Origin of the sequence: Lacunimicrobium album (assembly GCF_052161635.1) — a bacterium.
Classification (GTDB): Bacteria; Planctomycetota; Planctomycetia; order Planctomycetales; family Planctomycetaceae; genus SXPC01.
The window spans coordinates 2,803,929-2,825,001 of record NZ_CP197413.1 but is presented as its reverse complement, the minus strand read 5'-3'; the positions used below and the strand labels follow the sequence as shown (position 1 = coordinate 2,825,001).

Genomic DNA, 21,073 nt, shown 5'->3' with positions numbered 1-21,073 from the left:
CCAACGGGAGACTTGCAGCTATGGATCGACAACCCATCTCGCGTGAAGGTTTTGACAAGCTCAAGGAAGAGTTGCGCATCCTCGAAGATGTGGAAATGCCTGAGTGCACGGCGAATATTGCGGATGCTCGCGCCGAGGGGGATCTGAAGGAAAACGCTGAGTATCACGGTCAGCGTGAACGTCAGGGAATGATCCAGGCGAAGATCAATCAGCTGAAATCGAAGCTGAACAGCTGCTATATCGTCGATAAATCGACGATGCCCAAGGGGGTTGTCACGTACGGATCGACGGTGACCGTCAAAGATCTGAAGTGGGACGACGAAGAGAAGTATGAGTTCGTCGGACCTGGTGATGAGGATTATGACTCTGAGCCGATGAAGATCCTGACGACGAGCCCACTAGCTCAGGCGCTGATGAGCAATAAAGTCGGAGACAAGGTGACTGTCGAGACGCCACGCGGCACCCGAGAACTTCAGATCACAGAAATCGTCGACTGAGACGCGTCCGCGTCGTGGTGGCGGCGTTTGGACGTCAAACGATGGGGTTGCCCACCTTGCGCGCCGCCAGGAGGCGTTTTTTATAAAAGCAGGTTGAGATCACTGTGCCCTGCTTGATACTGCCAATCACCACTTAAATCAGCGCGTCTTCTTCTCAACTTGCCATGCTTGCAGGTTTGGGCAAGCATGTTCTGAACGCGCCAACGTCAAACGGAGCAGCATGCTCACCCAAAGCTGTGAGCATGGCACGACTTTTGTGACCACGCTGGCTTAAATTGCGATTCGAATTAAGGCACGCTTGCTCGAAGCTGCAAGCATGGCACTTTGGGGAGACAGACAGCATGAATTGACGTGCGCTTTGTATCCCAAGGTTGTGGTGAGCGCAATAAAAAACCCGCTGTGAAATCAGCGGGTTTTTTATTGAATCAGCTTGATCTGGTGAAAGTCACCAGAGGCTTTGTTTAGAACTCGAATTCTTCTTCGACTTCGACTTCTTCTTCGAATTCGGCGGCTTCGGTCGATTCGGCGGCAACGCCTGGGCCGTGATCGTAGCAATCGGCGTTATGCCACAGTGGGATGCCAGCAGCGTATCGTGCTGACAACATCAGGACTTTCTCTTCGGATCCGGGTTTGGCTGCTGTTGGCAACATCGGGTCGATTCCTCGTGAGAGATAGGCTTCAAGATCATAATCATCGACGTACTCATCAATTTCTTCCACTTCGAAAGCAGAAGACTCCACGAGTTCGTCATCTAATTCATGTACAGAAGACATGTTCCAAGTCTCCATTCAAACAAATAAAAAACGTGACCATTGTAAATGGGAAAGGCGAAAGGGTCTGGTTTAGCATCCACCCGGAATCACACGACCGCTGATCAGTTCAGCCTCAACGTCGCAGATCGTAATGAACTCTCATGAATTCGGGTTTCAAAGCAAAAAACACAAACAACTGCCACAATGAATTACTTACCAAAACGACTCGTACAGGTGTCTGACCAAACGTTAGACACGACATGTCCGGCTCATGAACTCAACGAAGAGATTCTTGAGTAGGTACTATTAAAAGTCAACAAAATTATTTTGTTTTTTGGGAAAAGACGTGGAAGGTATCTTGAGGTGGGATTTGGGGCAAGATCAGTGGTGAAGAGGTGTGTTTGGATTAACCACTGCCTTGAGGGCATGTATCGGACAAATCGAAGTAAGAACTTTGACTTTTTGCTCGTTTTTCAAGCGGTATTTTCCACACATCAGGATTTGTTCAGCCCGTACTTTTTGAGCTTGCGGTCGAGTGTCGAACGTTCAATTCCCAGGATCTGAGCGGCTCGTGATTTGTTCCAGCCCTGATTATCGAGGACGGTGAGGATGTGCTGTTGTTCGATGGCTTCCAGGGAGAGGCCTGCGGAATCGCCCGACACGATTGCGGGGCGTGGTGCGGCGGACGAGAAGTCCTCTTCGAGCTGGGAGAATTTGAGGTCTTCGCCGCGGAGTTTGTCGCTTCTGCTGAGCAGGAAGGCACGTTCGACGGTGTGTTTGAGTTCGCGGATGTTTCCTGGCCAGGTGTATTCGAGGAGCATTTGAACGGCGTCGGGCTCGAAGTGTTTGGCGATGCGTCCATTCTTCTCGGCGATGCGTTCGACGAAGTGGTCAGCGAGGATGAGGATGTCATCGCGGCGTTCGTAAAGAGACGGGACGACGAGTTCGACGACATGGAGGCGGAAGTAAAGGTCTTTGCGGAAATGGCCTTCGCGGACGGCGGATTCGAGGTCTCGGTTGGTTGCGGCGACGAGGCGGACATCGGCTTTGATGGGGGCGTTGCCGCCGACGCGTTCGAAGGCATGGCCTTCGAGAACGCGGAGGAATTTGGCCTGGATTGAGAGGCTCATCTCGCCGACTTCGTCGAGGAAGAGGGTGCCTTGATCGGCGGCTTCAAACTTGCCGATTTTTCGTCCTGTGGCGCCGGTGAAGGAGCCTTTTTCGTGACCGAAGAGTTCGCTTTCGAGGAGGGATTCCGAGAGAGCGGCGCAGTTGAGGCAGACGAAGGCGTTGGCTTTGCGGTGGCTGTTGTAATGGATGGCGCGGGCGACGAGTTCCTTGCCTGCCCCGCTTTCGCCGCGGACGAGGACGATGGCGTCGGTTTCCGCGATCTGCTGGATATCGCGTTTCAGGCGTTCAATTTCGGGGCTACAGCCGATGATTTCGGATTCGAGTTCGAGTTGTGCCTTGAGATGACGGTTCTCGTTGACGACGGCCTGGAGGCCTTTTTCGAGGACTTCCCTGTCGCGCATCGTGAGGAGGATCTGGGCGAACTGGTCGGTCAGCGCGAGGGTGTATTCGAGGTCTTCGGTTGTGAGCTGGTTATCGAGGTTGGTTGTGTACAGGTGGATGAGGCCGAAGACCTGTTCGCCGCGACGAATGGGGGTGCAGATGACGCTTTTGGCCTGGATTTGGCCCAGACTGTCGCGGGTGGCGAGGCGTGAGTCGGTGGCGATGTCGCGGGCGAGGATGGCTTCTCCGGTATCGAAGACGATTTCCGACAGGGAGGCTGAGACCCGCTGGTAGGGCATCTCCTCTTTGCTTTCGTATGCGACAACGGCGAGGCGTTGGCTGCGAAGGGGGCCATCGAGGATCGGTTCGCGTCCGCCGGGGCGTTTTTCAGGGAAGAGGAGGACGGCTCCGATGTCGACGCCGAGGAAGGTCATCAGGTGATTGAGCACCATGCGCGAGAGTTCCTGGGTCGTCGATACGGTGCTCATCTTGAGGGCGAGCTTGTAGAGACGGGAGAACTCTTCGCCGAATTTTTGCCGGGATTCATTGCTGGCGAAGGCATCGGGATCGTGATAGCGGGTTTTGGAGCGTCTGGAGACGATCTCGTGGGCCTGTTTGGCGCTGTCATCGCCTGTTTTGATTTCGGTCGTGCGATCTGCGCCCGAACTGGGAGGACGCTGCTGGAAGTTGGCGACTGAGAGTTCGAAGGTGAGCTGATAGGAGCCGATGCGGATTTCTTCGCCGCCACTCAGGGAGAAGTCGCGATCAATGGGGCTGCCGTTGACGAGAGTTCCGTTACGGCTTTTGAGGTCGCGGATGAACCAGCCGGTGTCGATGTGGAAGATTTCCGCGTGGTTGCGACTGCACATGTCATCCAGGATGAGGATGCGGTTGCTGGAACCGCGTCCGATGGTCGCGACCTGGGCGGGGTTGAGCTTATACATCTTGCCCCAGGACTGACCGTCACTGACGAGCAGAAAGGCTTCGTCATCAGATGGCTTGCTGGGATTCGATGTCGTCGGGCTAATTGATTCTGTCGATGTCATCAGTGGTCTTCGAATCTGCGAGTTCCATCATGAGTCGCAACCTGGCCCGTGGTCACGATACGCAGAAGGTGAATGAAATGAGTAGTTGATTCACTCAACATTCACCGGTATCCTGCGAATTGTTAAGGATATCCTATCCGATCGGACACCTTCAAGACACTGACGAGGTTGATGAAGTCTCAGGACGTGACGCAATCCGAAACTTGTCTGCGAGATTGAGTTTGAGTCAAACACATCCTCCCTCCCCTGCCCTGCCTAGACATCCCGTTGCAAAGGACGCTCGATATGCTCTCACGACAGGCGATTTTAACGCTTTTCTTATTTAGTGGCTTTTGTTCGGGATTTGCGAGCGAGGCGACGGCGCAGGTCAACTGGGAGCGATTTCGTGGACCGAATGGCCAGGGAATCAGTGCGGATTACCAGTTCAAACCTGAATGGACTTCTCAGCAGTTTCGGTGGAAGACGTCGCTGTCGGGGGCTGGGGTGTCCTCTCCGGTGATCTATGGAGGCGTAGTTTATACGACGTCTGCGAAAGCAGACGGGACGCGGGTTCTGGAAGCGCATCGACTTGCGGATGGGAACGCGTTGTGGTCGTACGAACGAAAATTAGGTCAGATCGCGCTGCACGCCAAGAATCACTCTGCGTCTAGCACGCCGACCGCTGATGGGGAGCGGGTCTATGCCCAGTTCTATGATCAGAATCATCTGATCGTCGTGGCGTGTGATCTCAAAGGGAATCTCGTTTGGGAGCGAGATTTCGGGGCGATTGAGATTCAGCATGGTCCGGGAGCTTCGATGATCGTGTACGAGGATCTGCTCATCGTGCCGATGGAGATGGACACTCCGAGCTTGATGTTCGGATTGGACAAGAAGACCGGGAAAACGGTGTGGCAAGTGGCTAGAGAGTCTGACCGGGCGACGTATGCGACGCCTTGCGTGTTGAAGAATGGGGATCGGGACGAACTCGTCTGTCCTGCTAATGCGATCGGAATTTCCGGGCTGGATCCGAAGACGGGGAAGATGCTGTGGTCGACTTCGAGCGGGTTGTCAGAGCGAATCGTTGCGTCGCCGGTGTTGACGGGCAGCATGATTCTGACGCAATGCGGTTCGGGCGGAAATGGAAAGACTCTGTTGGGCATCGGGCATCAGCCGGGGATGAAGGTGGGGGCGGTGAAGCCTGTGATGACGCTGAATAAGAATCTGCCGTATGTGGTTACCCCGGTGGCTTATGATGGGATATTGTATTTGTGGTGCGATCGTGGGGTAGTGCGCGGGCTCGACCTGACGAATGGGGAGGAATTGTGGACGGGGCGGGTTTCGGGGAACTTCAGTGCTTCACCGGTGGTTGTCGGTGATAAGTTGTATGGGGTCAGTGAAGATGGGCAGTTGGTTTGCCTGGCGCTGGGACGAGAATTTCAGGTGCTCGGGAGAACGGAACTGGGTGAGGGATCGTGTGCGACGCCTGCGATTGCGTCGGGCAAGATGGTGATCCGGACAGAATCGCATTTGATTGCGGTGGATGCGGAATAAGTGGAACCGAATTTGCCGCTTAGAACGGTTGTCGCGCTCAACATTCGGGAAACCTGAGATTTACCGAGTGTATTTACTCTCTATGGTCTCAGAATGATACGAGCAATGTATTGTTTTGCGGCGTTCCGACTAATCGGTAAATTCTGTCTGCATTGATGAAGGGGTGACGAAATGCCTGCATGGCCTGGTGGACTTTGTCCAGACTGTGGTGTCGATATGCCGCCGAACCTGATTCACTGTCGTGAATGTCGGGCCTTGTTGAATTCGGATCTGGCGCCTGCTTATGCGGAGGTTCCGGAGTTCATTCCGTTAAGAGAGTTGGCACCGGGGGAAGAATTGCCCGAGGAACCGGTCGTGGAAGCGATCGAAGTCGCGACGATCGGGTATCTGGTGGGATGTCCTTCGTGTCAACAGGCGCTCAAAATCAGCCAGCGATATCTGGGACAGGCGGTTCAGTGTAATTTCTGTGATATGGGTTTCGAGTTTGAAGTTCAGTCCGGGAAGCTGCCCTGGCTGGGGGTCTACACGGACTGTCCACACTGTGCCCAAAGATTGCGAATCGGGACCGGGTATTTGAATATTGAGGTCTGCTGCAATTTCTGTCAGGGGCCGTTGGTTGTGCGGGACGAGAGTTCTGTGCAGGCGGGCTCGACGAGCTGAGTCATTGATGCGATCAAACTGATGTATGGTAGAAGGCGGCTCCTTTGCGGGCCGTTTTTTTATGTCTGGTCACAAGTGGATGGCGAGTCTGGATACTTCTGCTGCGGGGACATTTCGTGTGAGATCGCTATGATGGTCGGTTGCTGGCTGTTGAGTGATAGCGGTCAGTGTCATCGAAATTGCTTGAGTTGATCGCGGATTCATGGGACGGCCTTATTGTGTGACGTTTTGTGTGGAGCCCTATTTGTCCGGGGGGCGTGTCGACTCGTTTTTGTCGAAGCATTTGAGGAATTACACGGACTGGCGGATCGCGCGGATGGTGAGTGCGGGGGCGGCGCGGATTCGGGGGGAGCAGATTCCTCTGACGCGTCGGGTCTTTACGGGGGAAGAAGTCACGATTGATTTGATTGAGCCGCCGGATAAGTTGCTGGAGCCGGAAGCGTTTCCGTTACGAATCGTTTTTGAGGATGCGTGGCTGCTGGTGATTGATAAGCAGCCAGGGGTAATTGCGCATCCGACGGGGGCGATGCAGAATGGGACGCTGTGCAACTTCGTGCAGAACTACCTGGATGAGACGGGGCCGATCAAAGGGTTGATACGGCCGGGGATTGTGCATCGGCTGGATCGGCAGACGAGCGGGTTGATTGTGCTCGCCAAGGAGCATCTTGCGCATCGGGAGCTCTCGGTCGCGTTTCAGGCGCATCGGATTTCGAAGACGTACCTGGCGATTGTCGAGGGGGTCATGAAGAGCGATGAGGGGAGTATTGATTTGCCGATTGGCAGGGATAACTGGAAGGGGCATGTGTTGATGTCGACGAGGGCGAATACTGTCGACCGCAAGCCAGCCAAGACACGTTACCAGGTGATCGAACGATATCCGAAACATACGCTGGTGGCGGCGACGCCGATGACGGGGCGGAACCATCAGATCCGGGTGCATCTGTCGTCGATTGGGCATCCTCTGGTGGCGGATGCGTTTTATGATGCGTTTGGAAAGTTCAAGTCACTGGACTGGCCGGGGGATCCGCTGCTTAAGGAGTTCGAGACGTTCTTCCCGCATGATCGACATGCACTGCATGCGGCGAAGCTGGCGTTTGGGCATCCGATTACGGGGACGTGGATGGAGTTTGAAGCGGGGCTGCCGGGGGATCTTTTGGCGGTGCGGGAGTTGTTGAAAAGAGGGAATTAGGAATTGGAAATTAGAAATTGGTATGAATCGGGAAAAAGAACGGGTGGTCGTGCTTTTGGTGGGGGTGGGGGCGTATAATTGGGTGACAACACTTTGATTGACACCAGCGGCGGAGGAAGCGCAATGACTCAAGCCACGGCGATAGATAGTGGATTTGGAGACGGTTCAACAATATCCCAGGCGAATACCGGAACCCAGGCGACTACCGGGTGGGCAAGCCAGTTGGCGAAAGAGCCGCTGGTGATTCTGGGGGGAGTCCGGACTCCGTTTGTGAAGTCGTACTCGACGCTGAGCGGAGTGACGGCCAGTCAGTTGGGGGTCCATGCGGTGACTGCCCTGCTCTCTCAACTCAAGATTGAGAAGACGGCTGTGGATGAAGTCATCTTCGGGAATGTCTCGGGGCCGGCGGACTCGGCGAATATTGCACGGGTGATTTCGCTGCTTGCGGGGGTGCCGTTTGATCGGATTGCTCATACGGTGAATCGGAATTGTTCGTCGGGGATGGAGTCTTTGGTCGGTGCATCGCAGGCGATGCGGGATCGCGGGAGCAAGCTGATTGTGGCGGGTGGTACGGAGTCGATGTCGAACATTCCGCTGTTGTGGAATCGATCTGCGACGCGCTGGTTTCTTGAGATGGGGAAGATGAAGTCTTTCCTCGACCGGGCCAATCATTACTTGAAGTTTCGACCCTCGTTTCTCGATCCTGTCGTTGCGATCAAGCTGGGGTTAACGGACCCGAGTTGCGGATTGAATATGGGAGAGACGGCAGAGCTAGTCGCGCAGGACTTTCATATCGGGCGTGAAGAACAGGATGCGTTTGCGCTGCAGAGCCATGAGCGGACGCTGGCAGCTCAGGCGCGTGGATTCTTTGCGGGCGAGATTGCCCCTGTCCCGGCGGAGATGAATCACGGGAAAGCGGTGAGTGAGGATGTCGGGCCTCGCAAGGGGCAGTCATTGGCATCCTTAGCGAAGCTGAAGCCGTACTTCCGTCCGCAGGATGGGACAGTGACGGTGGGGAACAGCTGTCCGATTACGGATGGAGCCGTTGCGATGGCGGTGACGTCGACGGCTCATGCGAAGGCGTATGGGGTGGAGCCGCTGGGGTATATCAAGGGATATGCGATCGCGGGTTGTGATCCCTCGCGCATGGGGTTGGGGCCGGTGTATGCGATTGAGAAGCTGTTGCGTCAGACGGGGATGAAACTGGATGATTTTGAGTTGTTCGAGATCAATGAAGCGTTTGCGGCGCAGGTCCTGGGGTGTCTGGCGGCGATGAGCTCGGCGGAGTTTTGTAAGAGCGCCTTTGGGCGGTCGCAGCCGATTGGGGTGATTCCGCAGGAGAAGTTGAACGTCAATGGAGGAGCGATCGCGCTGGGGCATCCCGTGGGTGCGACCGGGGGAAGGATTGTGTTGACGTTGTTGCGGGCGCTGAAGGAGCAAGGGAAGAAGCGGGGGATTGCGAGTTTGTGTGTGGGTGGGGGGCAAGGGTATGCGGTTTGGGTGGAGGTGGCGTGAGCTTCGGAGGGGTTGGAACGCAGAGAGCGCGGAGGGGAGCAGAGGTCGCGGAGAGAAAAAGATGAAGAACTAAGAATGAATGCCTGATGCTGGTGGGGTGAATGGGTGCGAATGAGTGCCTATGCCCCACCCTCATCCGCCCTTCGGGCACCTTCTCCCCTCAAGGGAGAAGGGACTATATGAGGCTCCTCTTTGTGGGAGTCGAGAAGAAAATAAATTACTAACTGAGAGGGACTACTATGAGTGGGCAGGGATATCGGCATTTGGGGGTGGAGCGTCGGGATGGCGGGGTGATGATGGTGGCGATTGATGTGCAGGGGCAGTCGCAGAATGTGTTTAGTCAGGATGTGATGGCGGAGTTGTCGGGGCTGGTGAGTGCGCTGGCGAGTGATGCGGCGACGAAGGCGGTGGTGTTTCGGTCGAAGAAGGCGGGGAGCTTTTTTGCAGGGGCGAATGTCAAGGAGTTTGGGGGGATCAAGAATGCAGCTGCGGCGGAAGAGGCGTCGCGGGCTGGGCAGGAGTTGTTTGCGCGGGTGGAGGGGTTGAAGCAGACGACGATTGCGGCGATTCAGGGGGTCTGTCTGGGAGGCGGGCTGGAGTTTGTGTTGTCTTGTGATTACCGGTTCGCGTCGGAAGATAGCGCGACACGGTTGGGACTGCCCGAGGTGGAGTTGGGGATTCTGCCGGCGTGGGGTGGGACGCAGAGGCTGCCTCGGCTGGTGGGGTTGATTCCTGCTTTTGGGATTATGTTGCAGGGGAAGAAGCTGTCGGCGAAGGAAGCGGTGAAGGTCGGGCTCGTCGATGGGGCGGCTTCGCCGGAGCAGTTTGATGGGAAGCTGGATGAGTTTGTGAGGAAGGTGGCTGCGGGGGAGAATCCTCGTCAGGTTTCGCGGACTTGGATGCAATGGTTTTTGAATCAGACCGGGGTTGGTCGTGGGCTGGTGTTTTCGCAGACGCAGAAGAAGGTTTCCAAACAGGCGAAGGACTACCCTGCTGTTTTGAAAGTGCTGGAGTCGGTGAGGACGGGATACACGCAGGGACGCGAGGCGGGATTCGCGTTTGAGCGTCGGGCGCTCGGGGAGTTGATGTTCTCGACGACGTGTCGATCGCTGTTGGGATTGTTTTATCAGCGTGAGCGGGCTCGGAGCGGCGTTGACTGGGTATCGCCTTCGAACAATGGGCCGACAGTGAAGCAGATTGCGGTCATTGGTGGTGGGATCATGGGGGCGGGGATTGCGCAGCTGGCGGCGACGCGTGGGTATGGAGTCGTGATTAAGGAAGCGAATGAAGAGTTTGCGATGAAAGCCCGAGCGGGGATTGAGTCGACGTTGAATGAGCTGGTGGAAAAGAGGCGGATGTCGAATGAAGACAAGGCGTCTCTTCTCAAGGCCTTGAAGGTGACGACGGAGTGGAGTGATGTTGCCAATGCGGATCTGGCGATTGAAGCGGTGCCGGAGAAGATGGCGCTGAAGAATCAGATCTTTGGTGAGCTGTCGACGAGACTGGGGCCGAATGCGATTTTTGCGACGAACACCTCTGCCCTGTCGGTCGATGAGATGGCGTCTGCGGTAAGTGATCTGACGCGGATGGGGGGGATGCATTTCTTTAATCCTGTGCATCGGATGCCGTTGGTGGAGATTGTCAAAGGAGAAAAGACATCGCCGGAGACATTGGCGGGGTTAGTCGCAGTCACGAAGCGGTTGGGGAAGGTGCCGGTGGTCGTGAAGAACAGTCCGGGCTTTCTGGTGAACCGGGTGTTGATGCCTTATCTCGATGAAGGTGTGCGGCTGTTGTGTGAAGGGAATGTCTCGTCGGAGATTGATCGGGAGCTGCGGAAGTTTGGGATGCCGATGGGGCCGATCGAGTTGCTGGATCAGATCGGGCTGGATGTCGGGCTGCATGTGGCGAAGACGATGGAGCCGTATTTTGGTGGGGAGTCACCGACGGTGGGTGTGTTGTCGAAGCTGGTCGAGCTTGGGCGACTGGGGAAGAAGACAGGGCGAGGGTTTTATGGGCATGACAAAGGAGAGCATCCCGTGCCGATTGATCTGACGGATGTGCTGTCGGATTTTGAGCCGCCACATAGTCACGATCATGACCATGATCACGACCACGATCATGGGAAGACGGCGCTGGCGGGGCCGGAGCATGCGCATGATGATCCGTCGAAGCTGGAGACGGTGCTATCAAAACGCTGCGTGCTCGCCTTGATCAACGAGACAGCGAAGTGCCTGGATGAGCAGGTGGTCGAGAAGGCTTGGATGGCGGATCTGGCGATGGTGCTGGGGACGGGGTATGCGCCGTTTCGAGGGGGGCCGTTGAAGACGGCGGATGCGTTTGGGTTGGCGCGGATTCACGGGTGGCTGAAGGAGCTGGAGAATAGCGTGGGAGCGCGGTTCAAGCCGGCGGAGGGGATTGTGAAGTTGGCGACTGGGGGAGGGAAGTTTTATGAGGGAGCGGAGTTTGGGTTTGAGGATGGTAATTGGTAATTAGTAATTGGTAATTGGCCGGGCGGCTTCGCTGGAGTGGGGGCTGTGTCGTACTCTGAGCGTTTTGTTTTTTGAATGCACAAGGGACAGGGGGTTTACACCCCCCGCTCGCCTTTTAGCGGGGGATGTGGAGTTTGGTTTCGAAGAGGTGGGGGCGGGGGGAGTGGGTGTGGAGTTCCATGCAGAGCTGGTTGATGAGCTGGGGCATGGAGAGGGTTTGATCTGTGAAGCTGCTCGTCAGGTGTGACAGGGCATACGTGGATGGGTTGGTGGTTTGCTGGCGCGGGTCGGACCAGAGCATGCCTCGGTCGTCGGCCATGACGTCGGCGGCGTTGAGGTTGCAGGAGGTCCAGTCGATGTGGCGGTCCCCTTCGACCAGGAAACGAGAGACGGGGATCTCGCGTCGGTCGTTGGTGATGACGAGGTAGGGGTAAGCTGAGTCGTCTTCGCGGTACTGAATCGAACGGATCTGATCGGCAGCGACGATCTGCAGGTCCGACGCCAGTTCACACAGCCAGCACAGACGCGAGACGCTGCTGGAATCGCGGGTCAAGACGGTCGGGAGTGTGGTCAGGTCGGATTGGAAGAGGTCGTCGAGTGTGATCAGGGCGGAACGGAGTTTGCTTTGGCGAATCGCGTTGTTCGAGAGCATCTGCAGGAGCAGAGGCCAGCTGGACGAAGGCTGAGACGATGAGGCCTGGGCGAGGAGGAATCGCTCGGCGGTCAGGGTCGGCTGAGTGCGGTCGTCCAGTTGAATATGGCGATGATCGCGAAAACGATAGTTCGACTTGTAGACGGGCACGCGCATCATTTCGAGCCAGTCGAGGGTCCCGCGGAGTTCACGCAGGGCCGTGCGACGGAGCTGCTGCTGGAATCGCTGCCAGCGCTGGAGGGGCATGGCCAGTGACATGCTTTCTTCGTCGTCACTGAAGGTGACTTCGTTGACGAGCGAGCGGGCATGGGCGACGAGGTCGTAGCCATCCAGGGAGGGGTGTTCGGAGTCTGCGGGGCAGCCGGTGACGAGAGCGACGCGGAGACCTTTGAGCGCGGCTTCGGCGGTCGCCTGCCAGGCGGCGAGGGTGTTTCCGAGGATGATGAGTTCGTATTCCATGACGTCACCTGTCGCGAGCTTTGTGTGAAGATGAAACGATCGGGGAAGATCGTCTGGTCACGAGAGATATCGAACGCTGCGAGAGTTTGTCTGAAACGAAAGGATTGCTGATTGGATAAGAGGTGCGGGAGGCGGGGGGCTGTGAGGGCTGTAGTGGTTGGGTGGGCGGGAAAGTTGACGTGGAGGTCGCAGATTCACGTCGATCCGGGGAGAACACTGGCATAGCCAGTGGCACCCGAGGGGGGGAAGTGAGAAGGTAGCGGTTGAGACGGTTCGAGGGGTTGGGGTATCAGAGTGGTGATTGCCTGTTGAGTAAGTCGGGTAAGACGGGTGAAAAGATGGACTTACGGGAAATTCTTGGACGAAACTGGAATTGCGTGATCCAATGGGGGAGCGGTGCGTTTTGTGGGGTGGGTGGGGCTTTGCGTCACCTCACCAAGAGAAACGTGCCTTGTGTGTTTTGAGTGAATGGGTACGAACGAGTGCCTATACCCCACCCTCATCCGCCCTTCGGGCACCTTCTCCCCTCAAGGGAGAAGGGACGTTGCGCGGGAGCTTAGTTAACTTCGCAGAGTTCCCTCATCCGACCTCGAAGACTCGGCCACCTTCTCCCCGGGGGAGAAGGGGCACAAAATAAGACAAGTATTGCGGGATAAGGAATCGTTCGATGGCTAAGGGACAGTTTGCGAAATTTGGTTCGGGTGGGTCGCGGTTTTCGTTGGGGGTGTTCGTTGCGCTGGCGGTGTTTGTGGTGCTGGCGACGACGGTGTTTTATGCCAACTTCATCGTGAATGTTCCGCGGGGGCATATTGCGATTCTGATCCGACGGACGGGGCTGGATCTGAGCAATAGCGATGAGATTGCTCCGACGGATCAGCATAAAGGGATTCAGAAGAAGTATCTGACCGAGGGCTGGCAGATGATGGTCCCGTATTACTGGGACTGGGAGATCATCCCGATGCAGGAAGTCCCGCAGGGGAAGATCGGCGTACTGATTTCCAAGACGGGGGATGACCTGTCTTATAGTGAGTACCTGGCGAAGGTCGATCCGACGAAAGAAGCAATCGATGAGCGGGTTCTCAGTAAGGGGGTTGTGCCGGGTTATCTGCTGCCGGGGCGTTATGCGATCAATCCGTATTTGTTTGAACTCGAGCTGTATGATCCGATTGTGATTGAAGCGGGTTACAAAGGGATTGTGACGGACTTGAATGGACCGATGCCGACGACGCCGAATTCGTTACTGTCGGATCCGGGGTTCCGTGGGGTGCAGAAGAATGTGCTGGATGCCCAGACGTATTACTTCAATCCGTATGAGACTCGTGTTGAGCTGCTGAATACACGCGATATCACGTTGAGCATGGAAGCCAACAAAGACATGGGGTTTCCTTCGAAGGATGGATTCTGGATTCGCGTGGAAGGGAACGTACGATTTCACGTGCAGTCGGATCGAGTCGCGGAAGTCTATGTGATGTTCAACGATCATCAGAACGGGGATTCGATTGAGGAAGAAATTGCCAATAAGGTGATTCTGCCGCTTGCGAGAAGTTTCTGTCGTGTGGAAGGTTCGAAGTTTCTGGGACGTGATCTGGTCGGAGGGAGTGACACGGCGGATCGTTCGGTCTTCCAGGAGCAGTTCTTTCAGACATTGAAAGAACGTTGCATGCCGCTGGGGATCACCATCATGGAGGTCTCGATCAAGAATCTGTATCCGCCGCAGCCGATTGCCGAGCAGATTCGTCAGCGTCAGATGGCTGTACAGATTCAAGAGACTTTCAAGCAGGAAATTACGACTCAGGAGGCTGAGAAGAAGAAAAAGGCGCAGGACGAAAAAGGTAACCAGGAAGACGAACTGGGCAAGACCTATCAGGACATTGCCAAGATCATGGCCGAGGCGAATCAGAAGCGAGAAGTTGCGTTGACGAAGGTGAATGAGCGTCAGGCGGTCGCTGAGTTCAAGCTGGCTGCTGCGAAAGACGAGGCGGAAGCGATTCGATCTCGCGGGAAAGCGGAAGCGGATGTGATTCGATTCCAGAATGAAGCAGATGCTTCGGGATGGAAGAATGCCGTCATTGCCTTTGGCGGGAATGGGGACGAGTTCTCGCGTTACGTTCTGTATCAGAAGATGGCGTCGAGTTATCGCAAGATTATGGCGAATACGGCGGACAGTCCGATCATGAAGATTTTCGAGACGTTTGAGCCGACGGAGACGCAGCCGGCGAAAACGGTGCCGGTGACGGATGTGGGGAATTGAGAGTGGGTGTTGCGTGAGACCGGAGAGGTTGGAACGCAGAGGCCGCAGAGTTGAGCAGAGGTCGCGGAGAAGAAAAGTTGACGAACTAAGAATGAGTGCCTGATGGTGGTTGGGTGAATGGGAGCGGGTGAGTGCCTATGCCCCACCCTCATCCGTCAGCGAAGCGCTGACACCTTCTCCCCTCAAGGGAGAAGGGACAAAGACGAATACTCCCCCCGGCGACTCGCCGGGGGCTAAATAGATAAAGAAAAGATATGAACGAGAACTTTACGAAGACGAATTCGATGGCGGCTCGGGCTTTGTGGCCTTCGGTCATGGCTGTTGTGCTGTTGATTGTGATGGCGTGGATTTTTGTGAGTTGGACGATCAATCTGGTTTACGTCCCAGCGGGCAAGAGTCTGCTGTTGACGTATAAGGGTGCTCCCCTGCCCTTTTTGCCGGGGTACTTTTTGAGTAACTCGGAGCCTGGCGAATTCGCCAAGGTCGATGAGAGCGGGAATCCTGAGCAGAAGGGTGTGATCGAGAATATGAAGGGGCCCGGGCGTCACTTCTACTCGCCGATCTGGTGGGATCGGGAGATTGTGGATGATGTGGTTGTTAAGCCTCGTGAAGTCGGGATTGTGACTTCGAAGATTGGTAAGTCTGCTCCAGCGGGAGTCATTCTTGTTGAAGGTGATCTTGGCAAGACGGAGTTCAAGGGAACGCTGCGTAAGACGCTGGGGCCAGGAATCTATCGGATCAATCCGTACGGGTATGATGTGAAAGTGATCTCAACGGAAACCGTGCAGAGTGGTGGACAGACCAAGCATGCTGGTTGGGTCGAGATTGCTCCCGGGTTCGTTGGTGTCGTTACCAATCAGGTGACCGATACGAGTCGCGGGATGAAAACTGGTCTGCAGAATGAGACCATTCCTCCAGGGAACTACCCGATCAATCCTCGAGAGCAGCAGATTGATATCGTCAACATTGGGTTTCGTGAGTTGACTCTGGCCGCCAATTTCAAGGCGGATAACGAAGGCCGATTCATGTTCGATGAAGCTGGCGAGCCAATTATTCTCAATGACGGAAGCGGGATCACGTTCCCGGACCGTTTCGGATTTCCTGTGCACATGGACTTTACGACCGTCTGGGGAATTACTCCCCAGCAGGCGGCTGAAGTGATTGGTGAGTACGGGAACGTCGACTCGGTGCAGACGAAGGTCATCATGCCGAAGGTTGCCAGTATCTGTCGGAACATGGGATCGAAGTTGAGTTCAGCAGAGTTCCTCGTCGGTGATACGCGTCAAGATTTCCAGCAGGATGTGTCGGATCAGTTTCAAAAGGAACTGAAAGAAATCGACATCACGTTGCTGATGGGCCTGGTGCGTAATATTCATATCGAGCAGAGTATTCGCGAGCCGATTCAGAAGGCGTTTATCAGTGAAGAGAAGAACTTGACTCGTCAACAGGAAGAGAAGACATCAGCAACTGAGACGTTGCTGCGTCGTGCGACTGCGGAAGTCATGACTGAGGTTAAGACAGTTGCTGCGGACACGGAGCGGATGGTGCGGACGAAGATGGCGGAGGCTGAGAAGGAGTCACAGGAAATCGCTGCCAAGACGCTGCAGGAAGTTGCTGCGATTGATAAGGAAGTCGCGAAGCTGGAGTCGGAATCGCTGGTTGTCCTCGGGGAAGCGAGTGCGGAGTCCAGGAAGCTGATGGAGCAGGCGAAAGCTGAGAAGTTCAAACTGGCAGTCGAGGCGTTTGGAAGTCCGCAGGCGTATAACAAATGGGTGTTTGCGAACGGACTGCCCGACGATATGGAGTTGAATCTGTTCTATGCGGGTGAAGGGACGTTCTGGACGGACCTGAAAGGGTTCACGGAGACGATGATCGGGAAGCAGCAGATGCAGCCAACTCAACCGGTGAAGAAGTAGACTTTGCGGGTGGAGAGAATTTGAGAGAGGCATCGATGATGAATCGGTGCCTTTTTTTGTTCGGGGTTTACTGTGAAGTGTGGACGCATTTGGTGCGGTTCGAAGACTCACCGGCACCCTACATTACGCTGTCGCGGTTAAGACAATGGGAGCGAATGAGTGCCTATAGCTCACCCTCATCCGTCAGCGAAGCGCTGCCACCTTCTCCCCTCAAGGGAGAAGGGACGGGATTAGAAGTCGAAGTCTTCTTCTTCGTCTTCTTTGGTGGGGGGATCGCCTTGGTAGAGGCGGGTGTAGCTTTGGTAGCGGTTGGGGGTGATGTGTCCTGCGTCGACGGCGGCTTTGACGGCGCAGTTTGCTTCGTGGGTGTGGCTGCAGTCGGGGAATTTGCAGTTGGGGACGAAGGGGAGGAACTCTCGGAAGTAGGCTTCGACTTCTTCGGGGATGGTGTCCCAGAGTTCCATTTGCCTGATGCCGGGGGTGTCGACGAGCCAGCTGTTGTTGGCGAAGGGGATGAGCTGGGCGGTAGTCGTCGTGTGCTGGCCTTTGCCGGTGTCGGTCGAGACCTTGTGAGTTCGCAGGGCGAGTTCGGGCAGGAGTGAATTGAGCAGCGATGATTTGCCGACGCCGGACTGGCCGGTGAATACGGTGATCTTGTTTTCCATCCTGCTGCGGAGGTCGGGGATCCCCTGCCCTGTCTGGATCGAGGTGAGGAGGACGTCGTAGCCGATGTGTCGGTAGACGTTGGCGATGGACTCGATCTTCGTGATGTCGGCGAGGTCCATTTTGTTGATGCAGATGATCGGAGTGATCTCGTGCTTTTCGGCGACGACGAGGAAGCGATCAATCAGGTTAGGTTTTAAGTTGGGGTTGCGTGCAGAGGCAACGATGACCATCTGATCGACGTTTGACGCGATGATGTGCTGGCGGTCTTTCGCGGCACGACTGAGGATGCCTTTGCGTTCACGGACGCTGTGGATGACGCCTTCGTTGGGGGCGGTCTGTTTGAGCTGGACAAGGTCTCCAGCGACGACAGCGCTGCGAGTCGATTGAGCGATGGCACGGAGGACTTTGCGGACCGTGCAGGTGAAGTCGTGACCGTCGTCTGTGCGGACGGTGCAGGAATTGGCGCCGATCGCGCGGATGACCCGTCCGGAGAGGAGTGTCGATTCGTCTGCGGAATCTTCGATGATCGTGCGGTAGCGAGTCTTATCACCTTTGCCGGACATGCGTTCGCTGGACGTCAGCTGCTCGAGCGCGGAATCGTCATCCTGGGTGAGTTTGGAATCGAAGCGAGGACGGTCTTTGGAACCGCGGTTTTTTTTGAATTCGACGCGTTTTTTCTTTGGCGACATGCCTTAGTTCCTGCGGCAGTCTGCGGTGCGTTTCGCGTTAGTTAGGAGTTGAGTTGATTGGAGCATTCAGTGCCTGTTGCGGGTTGCTATGTTGGGACTCGATAAGTGCCTATGCCCCATCCTCATCCGCCCTTCGGGCACCTTCTCCCCTCAAGGGAGAAGGGACGGGAATGGAATTGTTGCTACCGTGAAATTCGCAGAGATCCCTCATCCGACCTCGACTGTATTGACTTGCGAACCAGAGGTTCGACTCGGCCACCTTCTCCCCGGGGGAGAAGGATTGAAGACTTCAATTCGCGGCGCGGCCGAAGCACATCAGGGTGATGTCGTCATTTTGGGGGCGGCCGTCGGCGTGGCGTTTGACGTCTTTGAGGATGGCTTCTCCGAGGGCAGTTGTTGAGGCGGGGCCTTTCTGGATGAAGTCTCTGAGGTGTTCGGTGCCGTAGAGGTCGCTTTGATGATTCATGGCTTCGCTGACGCCATCGGTGTAGATGACAAAGGTTTCGCCTGGATTGATCGCGCGATCTTCGACGTCGTATTGAAAATCTTCAATCACGCCGAGTGGGACGCCGATGTTGGCGTCGGAGAATTCTTCAATGCTGCCATCGGGTTTGCGGATGATGGGGGACATGTGGCCGGCGTTGACCAGGGACATGTGGTGGTTCTTCATGTCGATGATGACGAGTACGAAGGTGACGAATCGTCCTTCGACGGCTTTGGCGCACATGTGGTTGTTGATGCGGTTGGCTGCGGTCTGGACGTCGTTGAAGAACTCGATCGTTCCACGGACAATGCTGGAGATGCGCGACATGACGAGTGAGGCGGGAACGCCCTTCCCTGCCACGTCTCCGAAGGCCAGGCAGATCTTGTCTTCGCCGAGAGGGATGATGTCGTAGTAATCGCCGCCGACGGCCTGGGCGGCTTCGTAGGCAGCGAAGAATTCGTAGCCAGCCGCTTTGGGGAGGTCATCCGGGAGCAGCGCACGCTGGACGTTGCGGGCGATGCGCATTTCGTTGTCGTATTTGGTCTTCTCGGCGTGCGAGGCGAGGAGACGTGTGTTTTCGTAGCTGAGAGCCGCCTGGCTGCTAACAGCGAGGAGAAGGTCGAGGTCGTCCGGGCGGAACTGGCTGATGGGGTTTTGGGTGTCGATGTTGATCGCCCCGATCGGCTCACCATCGAGAGAGAGCATCGGGACGCACATCATGGAGCGGATGGTCAGGTTTGAGATGGACTCGCTGCCAGAGAAGCGAAGGTCGCTGGAGGCATCAGCGGAGAGGATGCCTTTACGCTCTTCGAGGACTTTGTTGAGGATCGTCTTGCTAATGCGGACCGATTCGTCCGAGTCACCGCGACGATGTTTGAAGGCGCGAGGGACGATCTGTCCGCTGTCGTCTTTGAGCAGAATGGAGCCGCGGTCGGCCTGAGGGAAGATGGAGAAGAGTGTGTTGAGGATCTTGGGGAGCATCAGTTCGAGTTCGGTGGTTCCTGCCAGGGAACGGTTGATCTCGAGAATGGCTTTGAGTTTGACTTCGGGTTTGACGTTGAGGCTACCGAAGCCGCCACCGACATCAGCTGCACCCATGATGGTGTGGGCGCCGTCGTCGTTGCTGAGGTCGAACTGGATCGTGCCCTGTCCGCCACTGAGGAGATTTGACTTCGGGATGACCGTGGGATTGCTCCCGCCGGGCTTACCAGCCAAGGCCGAGGGACGACTGCCGGCCGACGCTGCGGCTGTGGGGGTTTTGCCGTCGTCGTAACGAAACAGAAGTGGTCCGAGCTTGATGCGGTCGTCATGATGAAGAGGTCGGATGCCTTCGGTCTTATCGCCGTTGACGAAGGTGCCGTTCCCGCTGCCGAGGTCTTCAATGCTGACCTGACTGCCGGCGATGATGATCCTGGCATGCTTGCGCGAGACCATGTTGGACTGCAAAACGATGTCGCATTCAGGGTGACGGCCCAGAACCATCTCGGTTCCTTTGAGGTCGTAACTGGTTGCATCACCGCCAGAGAGAAGTACGAACTGAGCCATTGGACCGCGAATGCCTTCATTGCTTCGTGGGACTGCTACTGGCGCGAGACGAAGATCTCGGCAGCTGTCGTTGAATCGAAACTGGTTGATTTGTGCGATCTATCTTAGCTGAGACAAAGAAAAATGCCCATGCAAAATGCCGGAATGAGAAAATGAAAAAAGCCCGAGACGGAGGTTTGTCCGTTCGGGCCTTCTTGTGATCGGCATTCGCGTATTTGTGACGGCGTTTGTTGGTCAAACGACAGTGTTCCCCACTTTACGCGCCGTCAGCACGCTTATTTCGCTAAGCTGATTGAGCTTGAGCCTGGTGATACGTTTGCGACGGCTCAGCGGTTTTGCGGTAGCCGAGGTCACGGATGACTTCGAGGACTTCACTCCAGGTTGGGAACTGTCGGCCGCTGCGGCGTTTGTAATCGTCGATGGCCTTCATGAAGTCGATTTCTTCGTTTGAATAGTCGCGTTCGCAGGTCGTTGGATCGATCTGGCGACGGCGTTCGACTTTGTTGCGACGTTCGCTGCTGCTGGTGACGCGTTTTTCGACAGCGACTTCGACGACAGGCTCGACGTCTTTACGACGCTCTGCGCGGTTGCGTCGATCGTAACGAAGACGTGGTGAGCGGCGATCAACAACGAGCATTGAATCTGTGTGTTCTGCGATATTCATTCGGTCCACCTCTCTGCGGAAACCCCAGTTTTAACCGTCGTCCTCCATGGGACGCTCCCTCGTTTTGTTCTTCCTGAACGTGACAGTTCGTCCGTGTGGCAACCCTACCCCATGGACGGCGACCGGGTCGGATTTACCGATTAGAAAACGCTGTGGATCTGAGGGAACAGGCTGAAGTTGACCACATGGAAGGTTTGTGACGATTGTGAGACGTGAAAAGTTATCTGAAATTACCCAGTGTGCGATTTTGGCCGTCTTACTCCCCTTCTGAGGACGTGGTAAAAAACAGCGCTGCGTAACTTGCAGCGAACCCTGTGATCGCACATAATGTCCTCTTCCAGGAGCTGGCGAGAGCTGGCTTTTGCGAAAGCACCCCTAGCTCAATTGGATAGAGCATCGGTCTACGGAACCGAAGGTTAGTGGTTCGAATCCACTGGGGTGCACTTGGTAAGGTTAGAAATGGCAAGAGTTTAGAGGGATTCCGGGGTCGGCTGAGTTTGCAAAACTGAGTGTTCCCCCCGTTATCCCCCCGCTTACCTACACTTCGGTGTTTCTGA

Annotated in this window: 14 protein-coding genes and 1 tRNA gene; 9 read left to right on the top strand and 6 right to left on the bottom strand. The window is 55.8% G+C overall.

The annotated features are described in order from the left end of the window. Positions 1-20: 20 nt before the first annotated feature. Complete coding sequence (gene greA, locus SH248x_RS11205) at positions 21-497, top strand: transcription elongation factor GreA (RefSeq protein ID WP_459554360.1); 477 nt, start codon at positions 21-23, stop codon at positions 495-497. A 461-nt stretch (positions 498-958) separates the two neighbouring features. Here greA and SH248x_RS11200 read toward each other — a convergent pair whose 3' ends face one another. Both SH248x_RS11200 and SH248x_RS11195 read right to left on the bottom strand, forming a co-directional pair. Further along, positions 959-1,270, bottom strand: coding sequence for a hypothetical protein (locus SH248x_RS11200; RefSeq protein WP_459554359.1), 312 nt, complete (start codon positions 1,268-1,270; stop codon positions 959-961). Positions 1,271-1,743: 473 nt separating this feature from the next. After that, positions 1,744-3,807: a sigma 54-interacting transcriptional regulator gene (locus SH248x_RS11195; RefSeq protein ID WP_459554358.1), complete on the bottom strand. Its 2,064-nt coding sequence runs from the start codon at positions 3,805-3,807 to the stop codon at positions 1,744-1,746. Between the two features lie 285 nt (positions 3,808-4,092). Between SH248x_RS11195 and SH248x_RS11190 the strand changes: the two genes are divergently transcribed. The 5 genes from SH248x_RS11190 (at position 4,093) to SH248x_RS11170 (ending at position 11,190) form a co-directional block, all read left to right on the top strand. After that, the gene (locus SH248x_RS11190) at positions 4,093-5,337 is read left to right on the top strand and encodes a PQQ-binding-like beta-propeller repeat protein (protein WP_459554357.1); all 1,245 of its coding nucleotides are present in this window, start codon (positions 4,093-4,095) and stop codon (positions 5,335-5,337) included. A gap of 171 nt (positions 5,338-5,508) precedes the next feature. Beyond that, on the top strand, positions 5,509-5,997 hold the full coding sequence (locus SH248x_RS11185) for a hypothetical protein (RefSeq protein ID WP_459554356.1): 489 nt from the start codon (positions 5,509-5,511) through the stop codon (positions 5,995-5,997). A 202-nt stretch (positions 5,998-6,199) separates the two neighbouring features. Next, complete coding sequence (locus SH248x_RS11180; protein WP_459554355.1) at positions 6,200-7,186, top strand: RluA family pseudouridine synthase; 987 nt, start codon at positions 6,200-6,202, stop codon at positions 7,184-7,186. 123 nt (positions 7,187-7,309) lie between these two features. Further along, on the top strand, positions 7,310-8,701 hold the full coding sequence (locus SH248x_RS11175) for a thiolase family protein (protein ID WP_459554354.1): 1,392 nt from the start codon (positions 7,310-7,312) through the stop codon (positions 8,699-8,701). Between the two features lie 239 nt (positions 8,702-8,940). Further along, positions 8,941-11,190, top strand: a complete 2,250-nt coding sequence (locus SH248x_RS11170; RefSeq protein ID WP_459554353.1) for a fatty acid beta-oxidation multifunctional protein — start codon at positions 8,941-8,943, stop codon at positions 11,188-11,190. A gap of 115 nt (positions 11,191-11,305) precedes the next feature. On the opposite strand, the gene SH248x_RS11165 is transcribed toward SH248x_RS11170, so the two are convergent. Then, complete coding sequence (locus SH248x_RS11165; protein ID WP_459554352.1) at positions 11,306-12,301, bottom strand: hypothetical protein; 996 nt, start codon at positions 12,299-12,301, stop codon at positions 11,306-11,308. Positions 12,302-12,968: 667 nt separating this feature from the next. Between SH248x_RS11165 and SH248x_RS11160 the strand changes: the two genes are divergently transcribed. Continuing rightward, positions 12,969-14,552 carry an SPFH domain-containing protein gene (locus SH248x_RS11160; protein ID WP_459554351.1) on the top strand — a complete coding sequence of 528 codons (1,584 nt, stop codon included), beginning with the start codon at positions 12,969-12,971 and terminating at the stop codon, positions 14,550-14,552. Positions 14,553-14,806: 254 nt separating this feature from the next. Beyond that, on the top strand, positions 14,807-16,468 hold the full coding sequence (locus SH248x_RS11155) for an SPFH domain-containing protein (RefSeq protein ID WP_459554350.1): 1,662 nt from the start codon (positions 14,807-14,809) through the stop codon (positions 16,466-16,468). 230 nt (positions 16,469-16,698) lie between these two features. On the opposite strand, the gene rsgA is transcribed toward SH248x_RS11155, so the two are convergent. From rsgA to SH248x_RS11140, 3 genes are all read right to left on the bottom strand, one after another. After that, positions 16,699-17,823 carry a ribosome small subunit-dependent GTPase A gene (rsgA, locus tag SH248x_RS11150; RefSeq protein ID WP_459554349.1) on the bottom strand — a complete coding sequence of 375 codons (1,125 nt, stop codon included), beginning with the start codon at positions 17,821-17,823 and terminating at the stop codon, positions 16,699-16,701. 289 nt (positions 17,824-18,112) lie between these two features. Further along, entirely contained in the window at positions 18,113-19,852 is a 1,740-nt protein-coding gene (locus SH248x_RS11145) for a SpoIIE family protein phosphatase (protein WP_459554348.1), read from the bottom strand. Between the two features lie 283 nt (positions 19,853-20,135). Beyond that, positions 20,136-20,516 (bottom strand): hypothetical protein, encoded by a 381-nt coding sequence (locus SH248x_RS11140; RefSeq protein ID WP_459554347.1) that lies wholly within the window; start codon positions 20,514-20,516, stop codon positions 20,136-20,138. A 369-nt stretch (positions 20,517-20,885) separates the two neighbouring features. Between SH248x_RS11140 and SH248x_RS11135 the strand changes: the two genes are divergently transcribed. Next, positions 20,886-20,959 (top strand) — tRNA-Arg (locus SH248x_RS11135). The last annotated feature ends 114 nt before the right edge of the window (positions 20,960-21,073 follow it).